The 16,999-nt window shown below is 59.0% G+C and carries 13 protein-coding genes; 1 reads left to right on the top strand and 12 read right to left on the bottom strand.

The window, feature by feature from the left end; genetic code table 11:
* Positions 1-43: 43 nt before the first annotated feature.
* The 4 genes from RBB47_RS01840 to RBB47_RS01825 are packed head-to-tail and all read right to left on the bottom strand — an operon-like array spanning position 44 to position 5,613.
* Positions 44-3,169 carry an efflux RND transporter permease subunit gene (locus tag RBB47_RS01840; RefSeq protein WP_305984011.1) on the bottom strand — a complete coding sequence of 1,042 codons (3,126 nt, stop codon included), beginning with the start codon at positions 3,167-3,169 and terminating at the stop codon, positions 44-46.
* Positions 3,166-4,299 (bottom strand): efflux RND transporter periplasmic adaptor subunit, encoded by a 1,134-nt coding sequence (locus RBB47_RS01835; protein WP_305984010.1) that lies wholly within the window; start codon positions 4,297-4,299, stop codon positions 3,166-3,168. The genes RBB47_RS01840 and RBB47_RS01835 overlap by 4 nt, the downstream gene beginning before the upstream one ends.
* On the bottom strand, positions 4,296-4,757 hold the full coding sequence (locus RBB47_RS01830; protein ID WP_305984009.1) for a DUF2147 domain-containing protein: 462 nt from the start codon (positions 4,755-4,757) through the stop codon (positions 4,296-4,298). Before RBB47_RS01830 ends, RBB47_RS01835 begins: the two co-directional genes overlap by 4 nt.
* A complete protein-coding gene (locus RBB47_RS01825) occupies positions 4,750-5,613 on the bottom strand; it encodes an ABC transporter six-transmembrane domain-containing protein (protein ID WP_305984008.1) in 864 nt (287 codons plus the stop codon). Before RBB47_RS01825 ends, RBB47_RS01830 begins: the two co-directional genes overlap by 8 nt.
* Before the next feature lie 120 nt (positions 5,614-5,733).
* Between RBB47_RS01825 and RBB47_RS01820 the strand changes: the two genes are divergently transcribed.
* Positions 5,734-6,327: a TetR/AcrR family transcriptional regulator gene (locus RBB47_RS01820; RefSeq protein ID WP_305984007.1), complete on the top strand. Its 594-nt coding sequence runs from the start codon at positions 5,734-5,736 to the stop codon at positions 6,325-6,327.
* Positions 6,328-6,437: 110 nt separating this feature from the next.
* On the opposite strand, the gene RBB47_RS01815 is transcribed toward RBB47_RS01820, so the two are convergent.
* The 8 genes from RBB47_RS01815 to fliQ all read right to left on the bottom strand — a co-directional run bounded on the left by RBB47_RS01815 (position 6,438) and on the right by fliQ (position 16,988).
* On the bottom strand, positions 6,438-9,218 hold the full coding sequence (locus tag RBB47_RS01815) for an ATP-dependent Clp protease ATP-binding subunit (protein WP_305984006.1): 2,781 nt from the start codon (positions 9,216-9,218) through the stop codon (positions 6,438-6,440).
* A 171-nt stretch (positions 9,219-9,389) separates the two neighbouring features.
* The gene (locus RBB47_RS01810; protein ID WP_305984005.1) at positions 9,390-9,725 is read right to left on the bottom strand and encodes a cupin domain-containing protein; all 336 of its coding nucleotides are present in this window, start codon (positions 9,723-9,725) and stop codon (positions 9,390-9,392) included.
* A 108-nt stretch (positions 9,726-9,833) separates the two neighbouring features.
* On the bottom strand, positions 9,834-11,162 hold the full coding sequence (gene chrA / locus RBB47_RS01805; protein WP_305984004.1) for a chromate efflux transporter: 1,329 nt from the start codon (positions 11,160-11,162) through the stop codon (positions 9,834-9,836).
* A 4-nt stretch (positions 11,163-11,166) separates the two neighbouring features.
* Complete coding sequence (locus tag RBB47_RS01800; protein ID WP_305984003.1) at positions 11,167-11,985, bottom strand: sulfurtransferase/chromate resistance protein; 819 nt, start codon at positions 11,983-11,985, stop codon at positions 11,167-11,169.
* A gap of 138 nt (positions 11,986-12,123) precedes the next feature.
* Positions 12,124-14,673, bottom strand: a complete 2,550-nt coding sequence (cckA, locus tag RBB47_RS01795; protein ID WP_305984002.1) for a cell cycle histidine kinase CckA — start codon at positions 14,671-14,673, stop codon at positions 12,124-12,126.
* Positions 14,674-14,836: 163 nt separating this feature from the next.
* Positions 14,837-15,916 carry a flagellar biosynthesis protein FlhB gene (gene flhB, locus RBB47_RS01790; protein WP_305984001.1) on the bottom strand — a complete coding sequence of 360 codons (1,080 nt, stop codon included), beginning with the start codon at positions 15,914-15,916 and terminating at the stop codon, positions 14,837-14,839.
* A gap of 9 nt (positions 15,917-15,925) precedes the next feature.
* Positions 15,926-16,699: a flagellar biosynthetic protein FliR gene (fliR, locus tag RBB47_RS01785; protein WP_305984000.1), complete on the bottom strand. Its 774-nt coding sequence runs from the start codon at positions 16,697-16,699 to the stop codon at positions 15,926-15,928.
* A gap of 22 nt (positions 16,700-16,721) precedes the next feature.
* Positions 16,722-16,988 (bottom strand): flagellar biosynthesis protein FliQ, encoded by a 267-nt coding sequence (gene fliQ / locus RBB47_RS01780; protein WP_305983999.1) that lies wholly within the window; start codon positions 16,986-16,988, stop codon positions 16,722-16,724.
* Between the last annotated feature and the right edge of the window lie 11 nt (positions 16,989-16,999).

Below are 16,999 nucleotides of genomic sequence, written 5' to 3'. Positions count from 1 at the left end.
CTGGACATGGTATGAAAGCGCGTCAGCAAAACCAATGCTGCCGTCAGGCCACCTTGGCCTGGCCTTCCGGTGCCTTTCCAAAGACAAGTCCGCGGATATCGTTCGCGATGGTCAGCAACACCGGGATCAGGATCAAAGTGATCAGGGTTGCAAAGATCTCGCCATAGGCCAGCGAAACGGCCGCCGGAATGAGATACCTGGCCTGTTCCGACGTTTCGCTGAGAAGCGGCAGCAACCCGGCAACAGTGGTTGCGGTGGTCAGGAAAATGGCCTGAAACCGGGCCACGCCACAGTTGAAGACCGCTTCATCGTGGCGGGCCCCCTGCTCGCGCGCCTGGACGTAGAAGGTCATCATCACGAGGGAGTCGTTCACCACCACCCCTATGAGCGCCAGGACACCGAAGAAGGACAGAAGCGAAAACGGCAGGTCCATGACGGCGTGACCGATCACCGCGCCGACAAACCCGAAAGGTACCACCGACATGATGATCAGGGGCTTGAAATAGGATTTGAGCGGCACGGCCATCAAAATGTAGATCAGGAGGCAGGCGATGATGACCGCTCGCAGGAGGCCGCCTCTCATCTCGCCGATATCCTCCAGCTCCCCGCCCTGATCGATGGATATGCCGGGATACTGTGCTTCAAGCTCTTGTATAAATCCGTCGAACAGCCACTGCCCGATTTCCTCCGGAGAGACAATCTCGCGGTTCACATCGGCAAGGACGACAGCGACCAGATCCCCATTGCGGCGCTGTATTTTTTCCGAAACATATCGCGCCTCGATCTCGGCAATGGACGAGAGTGCAATCCAGTCTCCCTTTTCGCTCTTCAGGCGCAACGTCATCAGGTCTTCGATCCGATCACGGGCATCGCGCGCATTGCGCACCACAACCCGGACTTCCGAAGAACCGCGCTGAATGCGTTGCGCCTCCCCGCCACCGAATGCATGGCCGATTTGCGTGGCAAGGCGCTCGGAGGTAAAGCCCAGCGCACGCGCCTCCGGCTTCAACGACAGGCGGAGTTCCGGCTGGCCGGTCAGGAAACTGTCGCGGACATTCGAGACGCCTTCGAACTGCGCCAGGCGCTCGCGCAACCCCAGGCTGGCTTCCGTTAGAAGAGCACGATCCGGCCCGATCAGGCGAATCTGGAAGCCGCCGCCAAAGTCTTCAAAAGCGGAGAAGGTCAGTTGGGAAACCCCTTCCAGGGGACCAACACGCTGTTTCCAGGTCTCCAGAATGTCTGAAGTGGACAGATACGGCCGTTCCTGCGAGGGCGTCAGTTCCAGATAGAGTTCGGCGGAGGTCGTTCCGCTCAGGAATGCGGAGAGATGGGCCACCGGCCCCATTCCCGCAGCGTTGCGAAGGTCCGGATCTTCGTTCAGGGCAAGTCCGGCTTCTTCGAGAACTTCAAGATTTTGCCGTGTCAGTTGGGCCGGCGCCCTCTGATCCATGGTCAACGAAACCGAGATGACCTGGCCTGGAATGTTCGGAAAGAAAGTCGACTTGATCTGGCCGGTCCCCATCAGACCGAAAACAAGCGACGCAACGGCCACAAACAGGATTAGAACCGCATACCGATTGACCAGCGACCACCTGAGAACCGGCGCGTAGACCCGGTCCCTGAAGCCCATAAGGCAACCGCGCGCTGTCCTTTGAACATACCCCCAGCTTCGCGTAAGTGCGCCGCGCCGGTCTGCCTCGCCCATGGAGATATGCGCCAGATGCGCCGGCAGAATAAGTTTGCTTTCCAGGAGCGAAAACAGCAGCGCCAGAATGACAACGCCCGCAAATCCCGCCAGGGCTTTCCCGAGCGGACTGTCGATGAGCAGCAGCGGAAAGAACGCGGCAATCGTTGTGAGAACGCCGAAGACGGTCGCCGTCGAAACCCGCTCGACACCGACTGCGGTCCCGCGCAAGGGTTCGGAGTAGCGCTTGCGCTGTTCGTGAACGCTTTCACCAACAACAACAGCGTCGTCCACGAGAATTCCGAGAACGATGATGAAGCCGAATGTCGTGATGTCGTTAAGCGAATAGTCGACCCAACCGGTTGTCGCAGCGGCGAATGCTCCGGCAATGGAAATCGGAATTCCCATCGCAACCCAGAATGCCAGTTTCACATTGAGAAAAACGGCAAGCATGAGCGCAACGAGGGCAAGTCCCTGGATCGCGCTGTTGCTCAATAGCGTAAGCCGATCCGAAATGTAATCGCGTGAGTTGCCCCAGATCGCGATATCGACACCCTCTGGCAGGCTTCGATTGGCCGCCACAACAATCTCTTCAACAGCCTCCGAGACGCGCAGCAGATTGTCCTTGCGCCCGATCAGAACTTCCATACCGACGGATGGCTGGCGGTTAAAGCGGGTTTCGACATCAACCTCTTCAAATCCGTCCTTGATGACGGCGATGTCGCCCAGAAGTGTCGTCGTGCCGTCCGGCCAGCGGACAACCGGAATCTGCTGATAGTCACGCAGCGAATGCGCCTGGCTGTCCGCCCTCAGCGAGATGTATCCTCCATCCGTCCGCAGGGTCCCGCCCTGAAAATAGAGCGATGCCTCCCGGATCCGCGTCATGACGTCGGTCAGGGTCAGATCGAGGCGTTCCAACGTTCCCGGCAGGAATTCAATGGCAATTTCCTGGTCTTGCAGACCCCAATCGTCGACGCGGGAAATCTCGGGGCTGGCAAGCAGGTCTGCCCTCAAATCCCGCGAAATCCTCTGCAGGGTTTTCAGGTCGGTCTTGCCAAAGACCTGCACATAGAGAGCTGGAACGTCGTAATTGTTGGTTTCGATGACCGGCCTGCGCGCGTCCCTGGGCAAATCCGAAATGCCGTCGACTTTCAATCGCACATTGTCGAGCAGCTTCTGGAGGGCGTAGCCGTTGTTCTTCTGGATCGACACAGCCGAGTATCCGGGCTCGGATGTCGAGAAAACGGCCTTGACACCCTCCAGCCCCTCAATCGCCTTTTCGATCTTCTGAGTAATCTGCGCGTCAACTTGCGATGTGTAGGCATTGGGATAGGTCGTCGAGACGGTGACCGTATCGGCCGGGATCTTGGGAAATCCCTCAATCCTGATGGTCATGAGCGCCGTTACACCAGCCACCAGAATGAAGACCATCAGGAGGTTTGCTGCCACGGGATTGCGAATGAACCAGTTGGTGAGCCAAGTCATTCTTCGAGATCTCCGGCAACGGGTTTCACGGTTTGACCGGGCAGATAGGCGCTCATGGGAAGCCGCACGATCCGGAACGTCTCTCCTTCAGATATTCCGGCGGGAGCTGTCACAACAACCTTGCCGCCATCGCGAAAGAGCACGGCGGCTTCGTAGCGTTGCAGGCGATTGGCCGGGTCCAGAAACCAGACATATCCGTTTTGGGTGAGCGCGCTTTCGGGAATGCGCAAGGTGTTGCCAAGCGCCTTTCCAGGCAGCGAAACACGCACGAACTGACCCGGCAGCGCCAGTGTGTCGGCAGAACGGTCCACTTCGAGAAAAAGCTGATACCTGCGTGACTGTGGCTCCAGGAACCCGCCGCCGCGCTTTACTTTTGCCGTTCCAAGAAGGCGTCCCGCGTCATCGAACAGACTGGCTGGTCCCTCTTCCCAATTCTGCGCAAGCAGTCGCCACTCAGCGGGAGAAAGGGATACGCGAATATCGAGCTGGCTGTCATCGAGCAGCGAAAACAGGACGTCGCCGACATTAACGGACTGCCCAGGGCTGACGAAGCGCTTGGTGACAATCGCGTCGAAAGGTGCCCTGATCGTTGTTGAACTGAGATCAAACTTCGCCGAGCCGACACGGGCAACGGCTGCCGCAACGGACTGTTCTGCAACACGCACTTCGGGAAGATGGATCGCCATGTCAGGTGGCGCTTCCCCCGGGTTGACCGCACGCCAGTCCTTCAGGGCAATGCTGCTTTTCTGCTCCGTCTTGAGGAGATCGAACTCGGCGCTTTGAAGATTATGCCGGGCTTCCTCGAGATTTGCGTGATAGGGAGCAGCTTCCAACATCACGAGCATGGTGTTGTCCGCCACGCGCGATCCTGCGAGAGCCGAGGGCGACACCTCATTGACAATACCGGCGACGCGAGAGCGCAAATCGACCTGCCAGCGCGGAACGACCTCGGCGAATACTGAAATGGTTCCCGCATGTTCGCCGACTTCCGCCTCGACAAAAGTCACCGGTCTTGGACCGGCCGCGTCGCCGGTCTCCGTGAGGTCCGCAACATCTTCGAGCGTGTCGAGGTACATCATGACCCCGGCCAGCACCACAAAGGCCAATGCAATCCAGACAAATCGTCTCATTTACAGGCTTCCTTGAAGGTCTCGACAGGTCTCAGGATCAAGGTTGGGAAGGATCGTTTGCCGTCCTCAAAGACGCGCAATTCAAGGTTGGGTCCCGTGGCGACAACATCCAGGTCACTAATATCGCCTGTCTCTGGATCAAGGATTTTTCCGCCAGCCCAGCGCATTTTGGCCGCGTCCCATTTCAGGTCCCACAGGACGGGCAACCAGCACAGATCGGACCTGTAGCGGGCAAGCTCCGCATCCGTTGCCGCCCCCGGAAGGCCCGCGATGAGGCCGCAGGAGACCGCACTGCCAGCCTCGCAAGCGCCAATCGCAAGAGCCAGACTTCCGTCTTCCGTCAGCCAGTATGAATCCGCTATCGGTTTGGCGGCTGCGATCCCCGGCAGGGTCATCATCCCTGCGGCAAGTGACAGGAACGCGAGCAGGCGTTTCGGCTCGGAGGTCGAGTTATGCATTCGAATATCCATTGTGTTCTGAATTGATCCGCAATGTGATCTCGCTCAGGCGCGACCAGCTCTGGAGTGCGATGGGAAGCAGAAGAGCAGCTTCCACATATTCCCAGGAATAGCTTGCGATCGAAAAGATCTGGCCGGCAGTGACCCCGGGAAGGCCGGAACCCTGGTAGAGATTGAAGGCGATGAAAGCGATCTGAAGCAGGAAGATGCCTCCGTAAACTACCGCCTCGGTATCGGAAATGGAAATTTCGTGCCGCCTCAGCGCTCGCAGGTGCCGGAAAACTCCAAGCCTCTGGCCCGCGGCAAGCAGATCGACCTGTTGTTCGCGCTGCTCATTCAGGCGGGCATTGAAGCGATAGAAGCGCTGATGGAAGCAGGCATAAACGAGCACCATTCCAACCACGACAATGGCGGCCGAAATGCCCAACCGGACATCAAAATAGGTCAGGATCGCAAAGCTGACGCCGATCTGGATCACCGCCGTGATCAACTCGGGCGCATCCCGTTCCAGAAAATCGACAAGCTCGCGCGACATGTCGATCCGGGCATTTCGCTTTGAAACCTCAAGGGCTGACGACCTGCGTTGCAGCTCCGAACCGAGGTGCAGGCGGATGGTGCCGTAGGCGCGTGTGTCGTATATCCTGCGCCCGACAGCCACGATTCCAAGGCCTGCGAGGACAGCAACCATCCAGTAAAGCTCGGTCATCCGGCCGCCGAGCAGTCCGTCAATGGTCATGCCGATCAGAAGCGGGACAAACGCAATAAGGATATTCTCGACCAGAACGATGGACCAGGTCAGCGCGATCTGGTGGCGGAACGTCCGCAGGATAAAGGGAAGATCAATCTTCAATTGCATGAACACTACTTTTCGAAAAAGCTGTCGTGAATGGAGAAGACAGCAAATTGAACGAACGATCGTTCGTTTCATATAGGATATGAAACTGAATATGCCAACGCAGCAAACGAGAAATTTCAAATGAACGAGAAACGGTCACGGCCGGAGAGCGTCGACGCGCGCCGAAGACATATTGTTGAAACCGCCGTTATCTGCTTCATCGAACAGGGGTTTCACCAGACCGGTATCCGCGACATTGCCAAGCGTGCAGGTGTTTCGCTCGGAAACATCTACAATCATTTTTCCGGGAAAGAAGAGTTGATTGCGGAAATCGCGGCGCTCGAAGCCGAGGAACTTTCAGAGCTGCAGGAAGCACTCGCGCACGCCAAGAACCCTCTAAAAGCACTTGAAACCTTCACGGAGCGCTATCTCGTCATTTGCAGTGATCCCGCCTACACCGCGCTCTCATACGAGATCCTTGCCGAATCGGCCCGCAATCCTGAAATCGGGCAGGGTTTTCTGGAAAACCGGGAAAACCTGCTGAAGGCGCTTGAACGACAGATACTTGGCGCACGCAACGGACAAACAGAAATGCCCGAAATTTCCGAAAGCGATTGCGCGGAATTCCTGCTGGACCTGATCGAGGGAACTGCATCTCGACTAGCCTTCATGGAGAAAAAGCCCGGCAGAAAAGAAAAGAAAGCGCTGAAAGCAGCGCTCAGGAAGCTGCTTTGAACCCATTGTGCTTCACGCCCGGCTTGGATCTCTCCTTCGCTGCGGCTTTGGGTCGGAAGGTCCGCTAGGGTACGGACCTGACGTTCGCAAGGCTTGGCACCTGCGGAGGATTACTCTGCAGCCGCATCCCCCTCGCCGTCCCCGGCAGCATTGCCTTCGGACGCTTCTTCCTCCGCCGCCTGTTCCGCCGCAGGTTTTTCAACGGTGAACGTGACTTCGAATGCACCCTCCGGCCAGTCGGCCGAGACCGTGTCGCCGGTGCCGATCTCACCCTTCAGCATTTCTTCCGACAGGCGCGCTTCAACAAGCGTGCGGATCTGGCGGCGCAGTTCCCGCGCACCGAATTCCGGGAGGTAACCTTCCGCAGAGACATGGTCGACCAGCCCCTCGGTGAAGCCCAGCGTGATGCCCTGCCCCCGCGCCGCGCGGGCGACGCCGTCCAGACGCAGCTTGACGATCTCACGAATGTTGTCTTTCGACAGGGAATGAAAGACTATGATCTCGTCGAGCCTGTTCAGCAGTTCCGGCCGGAAATGATGGCGCAGCTTGTCCATAACGCCGGTCTTGAGGTCGTCGTATTTGGTGGCCGGGTTGGCGGCGAGCTTCGCCTGGATGACTTCCGCTCCCACATTCGAGGTGGCGATGATGATCGTATTCGAAAAGTCGATCATCCGCCCTTTGCCGTCCGTCAGCCGGCCGTCGTCAAAGACCTGAAGCATGACGTTGTGCACTTCCGGGTGGGCCTTTTCGATCTCGTCGAGCAGTACGACGGAATAAGGCCGCCGGCGCACGCGCTCCGTCAACTGGCCGCCCTCGTCATAGCCGACATATCCGGGTGGTGCGCCGATCAGGCGGGCAACCGTATGCCGTTCCATGTATTCAGACATGTCGAGCCGGATCATGGCGTTCTCGTCGCCGTAGACAATGGCGGCAAGTGCCTTGGCAAGCTCAGTCTTGCCGACACCGGTTGGCCCGAGAAACAGCATCGTGGCAACCGGCCGCCCGCTCGCCTGAAGACCGGACCGTGCAAGACGCACGGCCAGGCTGACCGCCTTGACCGCCTCGTCCTGGCCGATCACCCGCTCATGCAGCAGCTCCTCCAGTTTTAAGAGCTTGTCGCGTTCTTCTTCGGTCAGTTCGGAAACCGGAATGCCGGTGAGTGAGGCGACGACCTCGGCCACATGTGCAAGCTGGACCACGGGTGTCTCGCCGCCGATGGAATGCTGCCATTCATCTTCGAGGTCAGAGATCTCCGATTGGATTTCAGAGATCTTGTCGTCCAGCGCCTTGGCCTTGTCGTAATCCTTGTTCGCCTTGGCAGCTTCCTGCTCGCGCTCGAGCTTCAGGAGTTCCTCGTCCTTTTCGACAAGGTTTTGCGGGCGCGCCGTCGCGCCGATCCGGACGCGTGCGGCAGCCGTGTCCATCAGGTCGATGGCTTTGTCCGGCAGGAAGCGGCTGGTGATGTAGCGGCTGGAGAGATCCACCGCAGCCGATATCGCCTCATCCGTGATGTTCACCTGATGGTGCGCTTCGTACTTATCGCGCAGGCCCTGCAGGATCATGACCGTCTGCTCGGTGGTCGGCTCCGGCACCAGGACCGGCTGGAAACGCCGCTCAAGCGCAGCATCCTTTTCGATATGCTTCTGATATTCGTTGAGCGTCGTTGCTCCAATCAGGTTGAGATCACCCCGCGCCATCGGTGGTTTGATAACGTTGGCAACATCGAGCCCGCCCTCGCCGCCACCTTGCCCGGCCCCCATGATCGTGTGAAGTTCATCGATGAAGACGATGACGCTGTCCTTGTTGGCGGTCACTTCGTCGATCACTTCCTTCAGACGCTCCTCGAATTCGCCGCGGTATTTCGACCCGGCAACCATGGAGTTGATGTTAAGTTCAACAAGACGCTTGCCGCGCAGCTGCTCGGGCACATCGTCATTGACGATCCGTTGCGCGAGCCCCTCGATGATGGCGGTCTTGCCGACGCCCGGCTCACCGATCAGAACCGGATTGTTCTTGGTCCTTCGTGCCAGCACTTCAACAGCTGAGCCGATTTCCTTGGACCGGCCGATGACAGGGTCGAGGTCGCCCTTGGACGCCGCCTCGGTGAGGTCACGGGAGAATTCGTCCAGTTTCGGGGTTTCTGACTGCGGTTTCGCACCGCCTTCCGGCCCTGTTCCGACGACCTTGGCCGCTTTCTGGCGGAGCGCCTCGGGTGTCAGACCGTACGTCTTGAGAATCTGGTTAGCCCTGCCCTCACCGATTTCCATCAGGCCGAGGAACATGTGAACCGGGCCGATATACGTGTTGCCGAATTCCCGTGAGATCCGGAACGCCGCCTGCAGCGCTGCTTTCACCCGCGGCGACACGGTCATGTTCTTGTCGCCGTCGTCTTCGCTTGCGGGCTTGTCCTTCGCCGCCTGAAAGAAGTTATGCTCGATATGTTGCTTCAGGTCCGATGCATTCAGCTTGAAGCGCTTGAGGATATCCTTCACCGAGGGCGTGTTGGCGAGCACGTAGAGCATGTGCTCGGTGTCGATAACGCTGCCGCCCTGCTCGTCAACGATCTGGGCGGCTGCCTGCAGGGCTTCACGGGCCTCGTCCGTCAGATAGCTCTCAAGATCGACCGCCTCCCGGTCCCCGAAGCCGGGGCCGTCGTCACCGCCGGCGTCCCGCGATGCCATGGCGCGGGCGAGATCCGCCAACCCGCCGGGATCAGAGCCGAACATCTGGTCGCCGAAGAGCAGATCCATGGGCGACGTCGACTGCCGTCGCATGGCGAGCTGCTCGTAATGCTCCTGGCACAGCTCCACGACAACCCTGCGCCCACCCCGGCGCACCTGCGCCCGGTATTCCGCCCGCTTGCCGCACACATCGCAATAACCCTGTGCCATGGTTTTCTCTCCCAGTCTTTTTTCGGCGCTCGATCTCAAAGCTGCGTAAAATCAAACACCTGCAGCGGATCGGAACGCATCAATAAGAGTGAGGTTAGGAAATAAAGATTTCGAAGGGAAGACGGTAGGACTGACTAGTGCGAGCAATTGACGTTGGAACACAACCGCCGCTCAACCCTTGACTGGATACCGGTCCGCCTCCTCAAAGACATCGATGACCTTGGTGCCGGCCTTGATGATTGCACCATGTTCCGCCCCGCTCGGGATGTTGTAGATAGCCCCTGGCCCGAGCATCCTGGTTTCGCCTTCAATCGTGAACTCGATTTCGCCGTCGAGGACAGTCCCCCACTGAGCGAGATGGGAATGGGGCGGCAAAACCATGTCTTTCTTGAAATCGAAGAAAACGACCAGCCCTGCATCTGACCGAATGGCGTGCGATGTCACGACATCTTCCGGAAACGGGATTTCCAGTCCGGGAAACTTCTTGATGAAATCGGGCAGTTGCATGTGAGGTCTCCGGTCGGAACTTCGATGAGGTCCCGGCCAGAGTGCATGCTCGCCAATTTCTGTTCAAGCGCAACATCGCCTGCATTGGCGCGGCAACCGACTTTCGAGTTACCAGGCTTGCGACAGGATCACGCCACAAAGCGCGGCTGCAGCCAGTGTGCCGATCAGGCTCACATGGTAGCGGAACAACAAGAGCGCACAGCCCGCCGCCAGAACGGGCACTCTCCAGTCCAGGCTCGCGAGATCCGGCACCCAAAGCGTCAACAAGCCCTGCCGCTCCATGGTGACCGTCTGGAAGAGAACATGAAGACCGAACCAGACCGACAGATTGAGGACAACGCCGACCACGGCAGCGGTAATGGCGTAAAGCGCCGATTGCAGTCTGGGCTGAGCCGAGATCCAGTCGATGTAAGGAGAACCAGCGAAGATCCACAAGAAGCAGGGAATGAAGGTTGCCCAAAGAGCGACCAGACCACCTGCCAGGCCCAGCAGCGAACCACCTTGCTGATACGCGGCGACAAAGCCGACGAACTGCGTGACCAGGATCAGCGGGCCCGGCGTCGTTTCCGCAAGGCCCAGCCCATCCATCATCTGCCCCGCACTGAGCCACCCATGCAGCGTGACCACATCCTGCGCCATATAGGCCAGCACGGCGTAGGCACCGCCGAATGTGACAACCGCGAGCTTGGAAAAGAACCAGCCCAGATCGCCAAGGATCGGTTGCCCGGTTCCCCAGTCGAGAACAGCAAGCGGCCCAAGCCAAACGAGCAGTCCAACGGCAACAAGCAAGAGCGTACGGATGGATGACGTTCTGATTTGAACGGCGTCTTCACGCGCACTGACACTTCGCTTTGGGCGGAAAGCCATGCCGTAAAGTGCAGCTGCCAGAACAATCATCGGGAACGGCAACGACAGAAAAAAGATCGCCACGAAGGCGAGCGCGGCAATGACCCAATGACGCCGCCGCGTCAGCGCCCGCTTCGAAAGCCGGAGAAGCGCCTCCAGCACAACGATCAGGACGGCCGCCTTGATGCCGAGGAAAAGCTGGTCGATGAGTGGCACGTTGCCGTATGCGGCATAGGTTGCAGCCAAAGCGAATATGGCGATCGCTCCCGGCACCACAAAAAGAAGTCCTGCGGCCAACCCTCCGGAAATGCCCCGTAGCTTCCAGCCGCAATAAGTTGCGAGCTGCATGGCTTCCGGGCCGGGCAGCAGCATGCAGAAGCCGAGCGCATTGGCATAGCTCTTTTCAGACAGCCAGCCGGTTTCTTCGACCAGCTTGCGATGCATCAGGGCAATTTGTGCTGCCGGTCCGCCAAAGGACAAAAGACCGATGCTGCCGAAAACAGTCAGAAGACGGTGCCATGTGGCGGTGGTTTCCGGGTACGGCGGAACAGGCCCGGCACCCGGCCGGGCGGAGGTTTCAGGAGTTGGCATGACCTCAGCCCTTCCTGCTTGCCGTCGGCCAGTCATGTCCTTCGTCTGTCGCGTCCCGCGCCCAGCGGTAAAAGGCATCGTAGAGACCCATGCCGGCCTCCAGCTGCTGCAGGTCATCCTTGTACATGCGCGACAGGCCCAGTGACGTCGCCAAAAGGCCGGCAGCTTCCGGAGCCAGGTCGTGACGATTGGTATCGGCTGCCCGCACGATCGTGGCGAGCCTGTCCAGCGGTTCGGACCGAAGTTCGAATTCGTCCAGCATCGTGTCGAAGCTGCAGCGGTCTCCCCGGTGGCTCCAGAAGGTGTTTTCAATGTCGAATGGCGTGGCTATGAACTTTTCGGCAACCGCCTCGACCTGGCCCGGCGATACGAACAGAAAACGGGCCCCGGGATCAACGAAACGGCGGATCAGCCAGGGGCAGGCAATCCGGTCAATCTTGGGCCGATGGCGGGTGACCCAGACGGTTTGACCCTCGGCATTTCGTTCCGGCAGTTTAGCCTCCGGCACCATCGGCAACCCAGCCTCACGCCAACCGGTACATCCACCTTCCAGGAACTCTGCGTGAAGTCCACCGGTCCTGAGAACAGCGGCAACGCCCTCCGACAGCTTGAGCCCTTTCCAACAGGCGACCACAACGCGTTTGCCCTTCAATCGATCGGCAAGCTGTTCGACGCTGGTAAATGGGTGTCGATAAGACGAGGGGATGAAATAAGGATCGTCGTTGAAATCCTCGTCGATGCGCACATCGACGATGACCGGAGCGTCCGGCGTTCCGATCAGTCTGGAAAGCTGGGAAACGGAGATTGAATTCAGAGACGGCATGGCGCGTCCTCCCAAGTAAACGGGGTTTAAGGACGCGAAACTTCAGCTTACGCCTCACGGGGTGTTCGCTCGCCCCATGAGCTTTAACTGCCAAAATGCCGATTTCCTGTCAAGGCAAGTCGCTCTCCTGCCGACGCCCTACCCGTTCAGAACATCTTTCACGGTCGTTGCCAGTTGCTTCAGCGTAAACGGCTTGGGCAGGAAGAAGAACTGCTCGCCTTCGGGAAGATTCTCCTCAAAGGCGTCCTCCGCATAGCCCGACACAAAGATGATCTTCAGATCCGGCCTGGTCTTGCGAAGTTCCACCAGCAACGTCGGCCCGTCCATCTCGGGCATGACCACATCGGAGACAACTAGGTCGATTTCACCGTCCGTCTCTTCCATGACCTCGAGCGCTTCATTTCCGGAACCTGCCTCGTGAACCGTATAGCCGCGTGACGCCAGTGCGCGCGCGGCAAAGGCACGGACAGCTTCTTCGTCTTCCACCAGCAGGATGGAAGCTGAACCGGTGAGATCCGCGACCTTTTCGGGCTCGCTCTCCTTGGGTTCCGGTTTCTTTTCTTCGACGATCTCAGGGATATGGCGCGGCAGGAACAGGCGGAAAGTCGTGCCGACGTCCACTTCCGAGGTGCAGAAAATGAACCCGCCTGTCTGTTTGACAATACCGTAGACGGTCGAAAGACCGAGACCGGTTCCCTTGCCGACTTCCTTGGTGGAGAAGAAGGGATCGAAGATCTTGGCCATGATTTCCGGCGGCATGCCGTGGCCGGTATCTTCCACTTCGACCAGCGTGTATTCGCCCGGCGGCATGCCCCGGGTGTTCTCGAACTGGGTGGACTCAGCTTCCTCGACATTGCGGGTGCGGATGGTGAGCCGGCCACCTTCCGCCATCGCGTCGCCCGCATTCACGGCAAGGTTGACGATCACCTGCTCAAGCTGGTTGAGGTCAGCCATGACCGGCCAAAGATCCCTGCCGTGGATGACCTTCAGCTCGACCTTTTCGCCGAGCAGACGGTCCAGCAGGATCGAGAGATCGGCCAGAACGTCGTTCAGTTCAAGCTGCTGCGGACGAAGTGTCTGCCGCCGCGAGAAAGCCAGAAGCTGCCGGACGAGACCGGCGGCCCGATTGGCATTCTGCTTGATGTTCATGATGTCCTGGAAGGACGGGTCGGTGGGCCGGTGGCTGGCGAGCAGAAGATCCGAGAAACCGATAATTGCGGTGAGAACGTTGTTGAAGTCATGGGCGACACCACCCGCCAGCTGGCCGATCGCCTGCATCTTCTGGCTCTGTGCAAACTGGGCTTCCAGCGCGCGCTGCTGCGTCGTTTCGAGTGCATAAACAATCGCGGTCTCGCCATCCCCTTCACCGTCCTGAACGGCAGAGACGTAGAAGGTCGCAGAGCGCGGATCATTACCTTCCACCAACGGAATATCGATCGGTGCAATTTCGCCGATCCCATTGGCAGCCGCCGACAAGGCCTTGGAAAGATCTTCCCGTCCGCTTTCAGCAACATAGGCTTCAAGCTTCGGTGCGTCGTCGGTGCTGTCGACTGCGCCAAACAGTTTCAGGAACGGGGCGTTGGTGCGCAGCACCCGACCCTCGTTGTTGAGCGAAGCAATTGAAATCGGCGTGTTGTTGAAGAAGCGTGCAAACCGCACTTCGGCGGCTCTCAGAGCTTCGGAGGCTTCTTCGCCGCGCGATCTGTTGAGCACCAGCGTGCGGCTGTCACCCGCCTGCCCGTTCTCGCCGAACGGGATCCGGTGCAGCAAGCGCACGGGCAAGCCGCGTCCGTTGCGGGTCACGAAATCGAGGTCGAATGTCTCGCTCTTGACTTCACCCGCCTGCCCTTTCACTGACCGGATCAATTCGGTGCCGTCGCCGCGCACGATTTCGGAAAGATCGAGGTCGCCGGCATCGAATTGGGCGAGGTCATAGCCGAGCCAGTCGGCAAGTGTCGCGTTCAGATAGACGATGCGGCCTTCCGCATCGCAGGAGAAGAACCCGGCCGGCGCGTGATCGAGAAAGTTGATAACCCGCTGCAGTTCCTGGAAGGAATTTTCCTGTTCGGCCCTGTCACGTGTGATGTCGGCGAGCTGCCAGATGGCCATCTGCTTGCCGCTGCGCTCTTTCGACGTCTGCAGCGGGCGCACCGACACGCGGTACCAGCGCGCGGTTCCGTCAGCCCGCCCGAGCGGGAACGGCATGCGGATTTCTTCCTGGGCCTTGCGACCGTCGCGCATGGCCTGGGAGAGCCGGAAAATAGCATCAGCCGCGTCCGGATCGGAGGAGAACACACGTTCGACAACGCGAATGTCCGCCGCCGTATCGACGCCCGTAAGTTCCGCATAGGCCTTGTTGGCATAAACCAGGCGGCCGTCCATGTCCGTGATCAGCGCACCGTCGTCCATTGTGTCGACAAATGCGGAGGCAAGCGGATTGGCTTCGCCCGGGCGAGCAGACAGGCGCAGGAAACCGATGGCACCTGCAAACAGGCAGAAGACGCCCACGACGGCCAGGATACCAAGCAACGCAAGAATGAACGGTTGCGCGACTTCGCGATCCATAACCGCAAAGGCCGCAGCCGCGCCGACGAGCAGCAGCGCCAGACCTATTAGCAGGCCTATATTCCCGGAGCGCTCCGGCCGACTTATCATCGGCCCGCTCGGCGCTCCGTCCATATCACTCATTCCGTCCTGTCTCCCCGGCCCGATTCGGTTAACAAGGGACCGTTCACAAGCATTCTGTGCTTACACCCTAATTTCAACTGATATGAGGCTTACTTCTGTTGAAATTCACGCGTTTGGCGGCGCCATACACGAGTAATTCCGGTTAAGGGCTGCATGAGGTTTCCTAGTTTGCGCTCCAGGCCGCACGCTTGCGCATGCGGAAGACGAAGCCAATGACCTCCGCAACGGCCTTGTAGTGCTCTTCCGGAACCTCCTGGTCGATCTCAACCGTCGCAAAAAGCGCCCGTGCAAGCGGTGGGTTCTCGATCACCGGCACGTCATGTTCCTTTGCGACTTCCCGCATCTTGAGGGCGATCGCATCTGTTCCCTTGGCCAGGCAAAGGGGCGCTGGCATGCCCTGCTCGTACTTTAGCGCGACCGCGTAGTGGGTCGGGTTGGTCACGACGACGGTTGCCTGGGGAACAGCTGCCATCATGCGCTTGCGTGACCGCTCCATGCGGAGCTGGCGGATCTTGCCCTTGACCAGCGGATCCCCTTCGGTCTGCTTGAACTCTTCCTTGACTTCGCGCAGCGACATCTTCTGTTTGTTGAACCATTTGTTCTTCTGGTAGATGAAGTCGGCACCGGCCACGACCGTCATCACGGCAAGGATCGCGGCCAGCAATTGCAGGATCAGAATCCGCGCTTCCTGGAGGATCACGCTCGTCTCCGCGAAGATGATGATTTCGGCCTCGTCCCGGTGCGGCCACATCACCGCAACCATGACAGCGCCGACAATTCCAATCTTCAGCATGCCCTTCGTGAAATTGACCAGGCTTTCACCCGAAAACAGGCGCTTGAAACCTGACAGCGGAGATATCTTGGACAGCTTTGGCTTGATGGTTTCGCCGGTAAAAAGGGGCTGATGCTGAATGAGATTTCCGGCAATGGCCATGACAACGAGTGTCACCAGCGGAAGCCCCACGATCAGGGCGACGGACTGGCCGGTGTCGCGCCACAAGGCCTTCAGCGCGTAGCCGTCGACCGGGATCTGGTGCGCGTGCTCCAGGTACCCCTTCATCAGGTCGCCGAGCGATGCGGCGGCCCCCGGCGCGAAAATCGCGATCATCAGCGTCGCCCCGGCGAGCGTGAACCAGGTGCTGACCTCCTGGGATTTGGGAACGTCCCCCTTGTCATGCGCTTCTTTCAAGCGCTTTTGCGTGGGGTCCTCAGTTTTCTCCGAGTCGTCGGTATCGTCAGCCATAGTGCGGCGCTACCCCACGATGAACTTGCCGAGCGATTCCTGGAAATGGTCGAGGTAGAACATCATCAGGGTCGCGATCAGGGCCATAAGAAGCAACATCCCGATTGCGATATTGACGGGCATTGCGATGAAGAAGATCTGCATCTGCGGCATCAGCTTGTTGAGCAGGCCGAGGCCGAAGTAAAACACCAGCCCGACGACCAGAAAGGGTGCGCTCATGCGCACCGCGATCGTGAACACATGCGCGACCGTCTCGGTCGCGTTCTGCGCAAAGTCGCTGACGGGTGGAAGGTTGCCGGGCGGAAAAATCGTAAAACTGTCGTACATCGCGGCAATGATCAGGTAGTGCGAGTCCGTCACGAACACCAGCGTCATGCCCAGAACTGCAAGAAAGTTTCCGTAAAGGGCGCCCTGCTGGCCTTCGTTGGCAATGTCTGTCCCGAGTGCAAAGGCCAGGCCCGACTGGTTGGCCATGATCACACCGGCAATCTGCAGCACGGACGTGATCAGACGCGCGCACATTCCGATCCCAAACCCGATCGCCAACTCACCGAAGAGAAGAACAATCAACCGCATCATGTTGCCGGTCAGATCAGCCGGATAGAGCGATGAGGCGACCGGGTACATCACCAGCGTCAGCGCCAGAGCGATCGTCAGCCGGAAGCGCATTGGAATGGAGCTTTCACCAAGCGCCGGCAGAAGCATCAGCATCGTGCCGAGCCGGGCAAACATCAGCATGAATGCCGCAGCAACGTCAGGCAGAAAGTCGAGCTGGATGGTCATAAGGCCTTGCGCGCTGGAGCCGCTATCCCGTTGTCAGGATCATTTCGGTCACCCGGCTCATGAAGGCCTGCAACACCTGGCTCATGAACGGCAGAGTGACGAGAATAGTCAGGAAGATCGCCAGAATTTTCGGAACGAAAACGAGGGTCATTTCCTGGATCTGGGTCAATGCCTGGAAGAGCGCAATGACGACACCGACAGCCAGTCCGACTATCATGGCGGGCGCTGCCACCATGATCATGGTCCAGACACCTTCCCGGGCAAGATCGAGAACTTCACCGCCGGTCATTTGGCGTTCCT

This window comes from Roseibium sp. MMSF_3544, assembly GCF_030732845.1.
Taxonomy (GTDB): domain Bacteria; phylum Pseudomonadota; class Alphaproteobacteria; order Rhizobiales; family Stappiaceae; genus Roseibium.
Note: the sequence above shows the minus strand (reverse complement) of the source record. Positions and strands in the feature narration are given on the sequence as shown.